The sequence below is a fragment of the Butyricicoccus sp. genome, from assembly GCF_050872565.1.
Taxonomy (GTDB): domain Bacteria; phylum Bacillota; class Clostridia; order Oscillospirales; family Butyricicoccaceae; genus Butyricicoccus_A.
Window position 1 is genome coordinate 1 of record NZ_JBNMHC010000068.1, and the last position, 8,155, is coordinate 8,155.

10 protein-coding genes are annotated in these 8,155 nt (G+C 46.4%); 7 read left to right on the top strand and 3 right to left on the bottom strand.

Going from position 1 to position 8,155, the window contains the following annotated elements:
• The 4 genes from ACR0P9_RS04505 to ACR0P9_RS04520 all read left to right on the top strand — a co-directional run.
• Nucleotides 1-402 (top strand): flavodoxin family protein (locus ACR0P9_RS04505; protein ID WP_432617732.1); only part of this gene is annotated, 402 nt, incomplete at its 5' end.
• A gap of 10 nt (nt 403-412) precedes the next feature.
• On the top strand, nt 413-946 hold the full coding sequence (locus ACR0P9_RS04510; RefSeq protein ID WP_432617734.1) for a flavodoxin family protein: 534 nt from the start codon (nt 413-415) through the stop codon (nt 944-946).
• Between the two features lie 11 nt (nt 947-957).
• Nucleotides 958-1,842 (top strand): radical SAM protein, encoded by an 885-nt coding sequence (locus ACR0P9_RS04515; RefSeq protein WP_432617736.1) that lies wholly within the window; start codon nt 958-960, stop codon nt 1,840-1,842.
• A 69-nt stretch (nt 1,843-1,911) separates the two neighbouring features.
• Entirely contained in the window at nt 1,912-2,844 is a 933-nt protein-coding gene (locus ACR0P9_RS04520; RefSeq protein ID WP_432617738.1) for an AEC family transporter, read from the top strand.
• A 43-nt stretch (nt 2,845-2,887) separates the two neighbouring features.
• On the opposite strand, the gene ACR0P9_RS04525 is transcribed toward ACR0P9_RS04520, so the two are convergent.
• Complete coding sequence (locus tag ACR0P9_RS04525) at nt 2,888-4,225, bottom strand: MATE family efflux transporter (protein WP_432617740.1); 1,338 nt, start codon at nt 4,223-4,225, stop codon at nt 2,888-2,890.
• A gap of 99 nt (nt 4,226-4,324) precedes the next feature.
• Between ACR0P9_RS04525 and ACR0P9_RS04530 the strand changes: the two genes are divergently transcribed.
• Nucleotides 4,325-5,137: a MerR family transcriptional regulator gene (locus ACR0P9_RS04530; RefSeq protein WP_432617742.1), complete on the top strand. Its 813-nt coding sequence runs from the start codon at nt 4,325-4,327 to the stop codon at nt 5,135-5,137.
• Between the two features lie 39 nt (nt 5,138-5,176).
• Here ACR0P9_RS04530 and ACR0P9_RS04535 read toward each other — a convergent pair whose 3' ends face one another.
• A complete protein-coding gene (locus tag ACR0P9_RS04535; RefSeq protein WP_432617744.1) occupies nt 5,177-5,845 on the bottom strand; it encodes a Crp/Fnr family transcriptional regulator in 669 nt (222 codons plus the stop codon).
• Between the two features lie 61 nt (nt 5,846-5,906).
• On the opposite strand from ACR0P9_RS04535, the gene ACR0P9_RS04540 reads away from it, so the two are divergent.
• Complete coding sequence (locus tag ACR0P9_RS04540; protein ID WP_432617746.1) at nt 5,907-6,494, top strand: TIGR04076 family protein; 588 nt, start codon at nt 5,907-5,909, stop codon at nt 6,492-6,494.
• A gap of 56 nt (nt 6,495-6,550) precedes the next feature.
• On the opposite strand, the gene ACR0P9_RS04545 is transcribed toward ACR0P9_RS04540, so the two are convergent.
• Nucleotides 6,551-7,390: an aldo/keto reductase gene (locus tag ACR0P9_RS04545; RefSeq protein WP_432617748.1), complete on the bottom strand. Its 840-nt coding sequence runs from the start codon at nt 7,388-7,390 to the stop codon at nt 6,551-6,553.
• Between the two features lie 121 nt (nt 7,391-7,511).
• Between ACR0P9_RS04545 and ACR0P9_RS04550 the strand changes: the two genes are divergently transcribed.
• Nucleotides 7,512-8,155 (top strand): LysR family transcriptional regulator (locus tag ACR0P9_RS04550; protein ID WP_432617750.1); only part of this gene is annotated, 644 nt, incomplete at its 3' end.

The following is an 8,155-nucleotide window of genomic DNA, read 5'->3' on the forward strand; positions in this document are numbered from 1 at the left end:
ATTCACGGATGTCTGGGATGTAAATATTGCTTTGCGCATCACGGCGAATGTGTGCAAAAGGATGACATGGCAAAGGTATTTGCCGCATTGAGCGATGCAGATATGGTGGTCTTTGCTTCTCCGATTTATTGGTTTGATATAGCGGCACAGATGAAGACGACGATTGACCGTCTGTATGCGGGCGGCAGCACAGGATTCCATTTCCATAAGACTGCACTGCTGCTTGATGCCGGTGCAGATCACGTGTTTGATGCAGCCATCGCACAATATAAGGCGATGACCAGCTATTTAAAATGGGAAGATATGGGTATTATTACCGTTCCGAATATGGAGAAAAAGGGCAGCATGGCAGTCTGTCCACAGCTGGCACAAGTAGAAGCACTTGGCGCCCAGCTGCAATGAGGATATATCCATGAAGCGTATTTTAATCATTTCGAGCAGTCCGCGAAGAAATGGCAATTCACAGCTGTTGTGTGAACAATTTCAGGCGGGTGCGCAAGCAGCCGGACATACGGTAGATCTGGTTCGCATCATGGATAAGAACATTGGCTTTTGCCGCGCCTGCGATGGCTGTATGCGCAATGGCGGAACCTGTGTCTTGCATGATGATATGGCAGAAATTTTGCAGCTGTTTCAGCAGGCGGATGTTTTGGTCTTGGCAACACCGATTTATTTTTATGGCATCAGCGCACAGATGAAAACATGGATTGATCGAACCTATCCCATTTGGCAGCATCTCGGCAGCAAAGAGGTATACTATATTATCTCTGCTGGATTGGGAAAAGAGATTATCCAGCGTTCTTTGGGTGATTTAGATGGATTTGTGGAACATCTGGAGCAGTACGAAATCAAAGGCAGAATTTATGCCGATTCTGTCATGGATGCAGGCTTGGTAAAAACGCAGCCGGTGATGCAGGAAGCCTATCAGATGGGATTACAAGTATAAAAGGAGAATGTATGCATTACAATGGACCAGTCATTCGTCCGCAGACGGATGCTGACAGTGTATTTATTGAAGTGACAGTGGGCTGTACCCACAACAGTTGTACCTTTTGCAATTTTTATGATGGCTATCCGTTTCGCGTGGCACCGTTGGAACAAGTAGAAGCGGATTTACAGGAGGCGGCAGAAGTATATCCACATGCCAAAAAGGTTTGGGCGTCCGGCGGAAATCCCTATGCGCTGTCTACAGAAAAACTAGCGGTGCTTGCTAAGTTGTTTAAGAAATATTTGCCGGAGGGCAGAATTTCGACGTACGCGCGTGTGGATGATTTGCTGCGCCGCAGTGTCGAAGACATGAAATATCTCAAGGAATTGGGATTTGAAGATATTGTCGTCGGCATTGAGAGCGGCGATGATGAAGTGCTGGCACATACGAAAAAAGGATATACTGCCGCCGATATTTTGGAAGGCTGCAAGAAGCTGGAACAAGCCGGTGTGGATTATCGGGTAATTTATCTGGGCGGTTTGGCTGGACATGGAAAAGCACATGAGAGTGCCAAGAAATCTGCCGCTCTGCTCAATCAATTGCATCCATATCTGATGATTCTCACGACACTGGCACTGCTTCCGGGAACGGAACTGTATGAGGAATGGAAGAACGGGACGTTTGAGGAAGTCACCGAACGCGAACGATTGGATGAATTCCGCACGCTTCTGGCGCATATGAACAATGAAATTGTCGTTTTTTCTGCGACGTCTACCAATTCGATGCCATTTGTCGTGCATATGCCGTTTGAAAAGGCGGATATTGTGCAGAAATTAGATGCTGCAATTGCTGACATGACGGAAGAAAAAGAAGCGAGAATTGTGCAGAGCCGACATCGCATGACAAGCGTATAATCAGACAACAATCACCTCTTTACAACTGTGCTATAATAGAAGAAAAAACAGAAAAAAGAGGTAAAATATATGCAAATCAGCTTGATTTTAATGGAAGAAATTGCAAAACTCTTCCTGATTATGTTTATGGGCTATGCGCTGGTAAAAACAGGGCTGCTCAAAACGCAGGAGAGCAGAGTGGTCTCTGTGATTTTGGTGTATTTGGTCATTCCTTGTATGATTATTCATGCATTTCAGATTGACGATTCTCCGAAAGTGCGAACAGGACTGATTTTTGCCTTTGCGGTAGCGGCAATTGTTCACGCGCTGTTTTTGCTGTTCACAGCGATTTTGCGCAGACCATGCCGCTTGAGCACCATAGAACAGTTGACCGTGATTTATACCAATGCGGGCATTTTGGTTGTTCCGTTGATTCAAGCACTGCTTGGACAGCAATATGTCGTGTATTCCTGCGGGTTTCTCGTTGTGCAGTTGATTTTGATTTGGACGCATTGCCGAAGCAAACTGACGGCAGAAAAGGGCATTCAGTGGAAAAAGATTCTGTGGAACATCAATGTTATTTCGATTTTGATTGGCGCAGTGTTGTTCTTCTGTCATATTCCGCTGCCGTCTGTCATTGACGATACCATCCAGATGACCGGTGATATGGTCGGACCGATGGGAATGCTGCTGGCAGGCATGGTGATTGCGGATATTCCGATGAAGCAAGTGTTTGCTGTATTGGGAAATTATAAAACGGTGCTGCTGCGATTGGTTGTGTATCCACTTGCCTTGCTGGGACTTATGAAGCTGGTTCATGCAACCGGCATGGTCGCTGATGGAAAAAATATTCTGCTGACCGTGTATCTTGCCTGCATCACACCGGCATGTGCAACCGTGACATCTATGGCACAGCTGTATCATAAAGATGCGGCAAAATCCAGCGTATTGTATGTGCTGACTACGATTTTTTCCATTGTCACAATGCCGATTATGATTGGTTTATATACCATTTGGCTGTAATAGCGAAAAGAAAGCCGCGGCAAGATATGCCGCGGCTTTGTGCTTACGCAAAATAATTTTGTTTTCCCGAACGGATAAAATATTTTTGATGCATGTACAAGGAGACCAGCAGAGTGAAAACTTCTGCAATCGGTACGGCAATCCAGGCACCATTGATGCCGAGAAAATGCGGAAGGACAATCAGACAGATTGTCGTAAAGATAAAGGTTCGGCAGAACGAAAGAATGGCGGATACTCTGCCATTAGACAGGGCGGTGAAAAAGCCGGACGAGGTAATATTAAATCCACTGAACAAAAAGCCGATAGAAAATAGACGAAAACCGGTCAATGCCAGCGGGAAGGTCTCCGGATCATCGGTGAATATAGTGATAATCGGGCGGGACAAACCTTCTGCGGCACCCAATAAAATGACGGAAGAAATCATGACAAACGCAAAGGCAATGCGATACACGCGCTTGAGCTGTACTTTGTCCTGTGCGCCGTATTGAAATCCGACGATTGGGGCAATGCCAATAGAGAAACCCAGATAAAAGGAATTAAATAAAAATTCACCATATAATAAAATGGTAATGGCCGCAACGCCGTGCTCTCCGGCGATGCGCATGAGCACGATGTTGAACAGAACCGTCACAATTGCCATGGACAGCTGCGAGACCATTTCGGAAGAACCATTGTAGCACGCTTGCAACAATTCCCGTTTGTGGAAAGAAAACTTGGTAAAATGCAGTCCATTTTTATTCAAAAGGAAGAAAATTAGACCGACAACGGCAGGAATGCACTGACCGATACAGGTGGCAATGGCGGCACCGGCAACGCCGAATCCGCACACAGCGATGAGTACGTAATCCAATACGGCATTGCAGATACCTGCACCGATGGTTAAAGCCAGACCGAAATTAGGATGACCTGCCGTCACAAGATAGGATTGAAACAAAGCCTGAAGCATACAGGCGGGAACGAACAGACCCAAGATACGCAGGTACGTATTGCAGTCGCTGAGCAGAATATCACTGGCACCCAGAAAACGGGAAAGCGGTGTGGTAAACGTTAAGATAAACGCCAAAAACACAATGCTCAGACCAATGGTGACACAGACAAACTGTGTTAGACACGCGTTTGCCTTTTCTGGGCGGTTTTCACCCAAATAACGGCTGATAATGGCATTGCCGCCGGTGGCGAGCATGGTTGCCACAGCAATGGCAACATTGATAATTGGAAAGACGATATTGATAGACGACAACGCATTGCTGCCGACAAAACGAGACACAAAAATACCGTCTACAATGGTATACAGCGACATGAACATCATCATAATGATGGATGGCGCTGCAAATTTTAACAGAGACCAAGGCGTAAATCGCTGGTTGAGCGATGAACTCATAAAAAGAAAAGCTCCTTTCGGTAATATTTTACTTGACATTTGACAGTATATCCTATAGGGTAACCCTATAGTCAAGAGGAAATGGAGAAAAAGCAAGCAATGCATCGAAATCTTTACATGACAACGGGAGAGTTTGCCAAATTGATGGGCGTGACGAAAGAAACCCTATTCCATTATGATGAAATAGGGCTGTTTTGTCCGGAAGTTGTGACAGAAAACGGGTATCGGCAGTATTCTGTCAATCAAGTCGAAGTGATGGATACGATTCTCATGCTGAGAGAATTGGGAATGCCGCTCAAAGAAATTCGAGAATTTATGCGGCATCGCAGCGCGGAACGCATTTTACAGGTGTTTGCTCAGCGAGAAAAGCAATTGGATCAACAAATCAAAAAATTACAGCAGATGAAAGAATGGGTTGCACAGAAAACACGGAAAATTCAAGCCATTCAAGACTTGAACACAGACGAGATTTCCATCCGGAATTTTCCGGAGCGGTATTATTTGTATGCCTCGGTGTCACCGAATGACGAATGGGAGTATTATCAAAAAGCAGGAGAAATCATTTTTGAGCTGGAACGAGAGGGTACGCAGGTGGATTATGACTTCGCCTATGTCCAGCATGAAGAAAATCTGTCTGCTGGTTTGTATGATTTATATGATATGGCGGGCTTGCTGCTGGAAGAAAAGTTAGATAAACCGCATTGTCTGACGCTTCCGGCGGGAAAGTATTTGACAGCGTATCATGTTGGTCATTGGAATACTATGTCTGAAGCCTATGAGCGATTGCGTGCGTATAGACAAGCTCGCAATCTCCGGACAGATACTATTTATCTGGAGCATTATGTCGTAGATCACCTTGTGGTGGATTCCATAGAGGAATTTGTCACGGAGATTTCTGTGCGGCTTGTGTGACTGTGCATCATTTGAAGCAGACAAGAGAGATATGAGATGTTATACTTCGGAAGAACAGAGGGAGAGCAGTCGAGGCAGGTCAAGAACCTGAATGGCTCCGCGGCTGGTAGAAATAATTTTCTGTTGACGAAGTGCAGATAAACCACGCGTTAGCTGCACGCGGCTAAGTCCCAACAGCTCCGCTAGCTCATCCTGCGTCAAATTAATGCGTGTTCCGGCATCGGCAGGTTGATTGATCGTTAAGAGATATAACAGATTGCAGATTTTCACAAGAGACGAATTGTATTCTTGATGAATAGAGCTGAACAACAAACTGTTGACATACATAGAGTACCAGTTTACGATTTGTTCGCTGAGAGCAGTATTTTGTTCAAACATAGTTTGGAACTGCGGGATGGTAAATTCCAATACGCGCATGTCGGTGAGTGCCTGTGTAACCAAAGCACGTTCGATTTTATACTGGTGCTGGTGGTAACCGGGAAATACGGTGCCAGCTCCGTGGAAGCTGATAATTTTTCTGTGGCCGGATTCATGATCGGCATAGTTCATTTCCACACCGGATACGATGTAGTGAATCGTATCATGCGGCTGACCAATCTTCCAGAGCAATTCACCTTTATGAAACGTGCGTTTTTTATGCGGCTGGGACATAAAATATTCGGCAAACGGTGAAAAATCATGAGAGAAAAAGTAGCGCGGTATCAACATGATATATACCTCTATCATATGGGATACTCTATTGTATCATATTGAAGAAAAGGAGAACAAGATGCAGCACAAAGTAAAAGTAACGGTTATCGACAAGAAGCTATATCCAGAGCTTCAGCAGCAGTATTGCGCGGATCCAAACGCCGGAGCCTGTCCGTGCTATAATATCGGAGACACCTTTATCTTTGAACGGTATGGAACCGCCGATGATTTTTGGCACATGGGGCAGCATACGCTGACAAAGAGTGCATATCCGGCACATACGATTGCGGGCGGGAGCGAACTTCCGCATTGCTCGGAAGCGTGGGATGCTATCGCTCGATACATTTATACCGGCTTGCAGGGCGGTGCAATTATGCGCGGTTGGATGAACGATGAGCGTGTGATGATTACTTGCTGCTCCGATGGCACACGACCGGTCATTTTCAAAATTCAGCGCATGGATTATCAGGTATTATATCTGACAGGCGTGAAGGAAGACGCTGACCGCGAGGCGATTCAGCGAGAGCTGATGCAGATAGCGAATGTGACAGAAGTACAATTTACTGACACATGGACAGAGGTCTTCGCAGAGAGAGAAGTACAGGAAGACAGATTGCGTCAAGCCGTTGCTGCGGCAGGAGCATACGCTATACAGAATATCGAATGAGAAAAAAGCCTGCCGTTTTTTTGACGACAGGCTTTTTATATATACAGAGAGATAACTTATACGATGCTCATGAACCATTCCACGGTCTGCGGATCGTAGTGGGAGAAGAACAGGCTCTTGCCGGTGTCCAGTGCTTCGATGCGTGCCATTTCCTCATCGGTCAGGGCAAAATCAAAGACGTTGAAGTTTTCTTCCATGCGTTCCTTGTGGACGGATTTCGGAATGAGAACGACATCGCTCTGCAGCAGGAAGCGCAGAGCAACCTGAGCGGCGGACTTGCCGTGTGCAGCAGCTACTTCCTTGAGAACCGGATTGTTAAAATAATCGTTCTTGCCTTCAGCGAACGGACCCCAAGACATAATCTGGGTGCCGTTTTTCTTCAGGTATTCCTTGGCAACCTTCTGCTGCTGGAATACATGGGTCTCTACCTGGTTTACTGCCGGCTTGATTTCTGCGAAATGTGCCAGATCCAAGTAGCGATCCGGATAGAAGTTGGAAACACCGATGGCACGAACCTTGCCTGCACGGTATGCTTCTTCCATTGCACGGTAGGTTCCGTAGTAATCGCCGAATGGCTGATGAATCAGCAGCAGATCAATGTAATCGGTCTGGAGCTTGCGCAGAGACTCTTCGATAGAAGCCTTTGACTTTTCGTAACCGGCGTTGGACATCCAAACCTTGGTTGTGATAAACAGATCTTCGCGCGGCAGACCACACTTCTTGATGGCATTGCCGACGCCTTCTTCGTTGCCGTATGCCTGTGCGGTATCAATGCTGCGGTAGCCAACTTCGATTGCTTCCAGCACACAACGCTCGGTGTCCTCCGGTGGGGTCTGATAAACACCATAACCCAGCTGCGGCATCTTTATGCCGTTGTTCAGTGTTACATAATCCATGAAAATATCCTCCTTACAGTAAATCTTTTACTGCCTATAGTTTACATGCTTTTGCCGCTGTTGTACAATAGCAATATCGGAATCTACATTTCATATGATGAATAGTAAAGGAGAAGGAGCAATGCTTGATTTGTTGGAATTACAGCAGTTTGTGGCGTTTGCAGAGTGCGGAACCCTGTCAAAAGCGGCAGAACAGCTGCATATCTCGCAGCCGACATTGACGCGCACCATGCATCATGTGGAAGATGCGTTTGGCGTGCCGCTGTTCAAGCGAGGCAAGAACCGCATTGCCTGCAATGAGACCGGTCTGCAAGCAGTGGCTTATGCGCGAAAGCTGTTAGAGGATGCCGATCATGCAGTGAAAATGGTGCAGGCGTTTGACAGAAGTCTGCACACGATTCATGTCTCGTCCTGTGCACCGGCACCGCTGTGGTCTCTGCTTCCTGCGTTGACCGCTCGGTTTCCGGATAAAACGATTTCATCGAGATTGGAAGACATGTCAATCATTATCGAACAAGTCGTGTCCGGCAGCTGTGAGATAGGTATCCTGCCGTATGCCTTTGCTGACGAACGCTTGCTTGTCGTGCCGTTTTTGCGGGAACAGCTGTCGGTTTGTGTGCCCAAGAGTCATCCGTTGGCGCAGGAAAACACGCTGACTTTTTCGCAGATCAATGGATTTAATTGCTTGGTGCGCGATCAGCTTGGCTTTTGGAGCAATTTGTGTCATGAAAAAATGCCCGCCTCAAAATTTCTCGTGCAGACGGA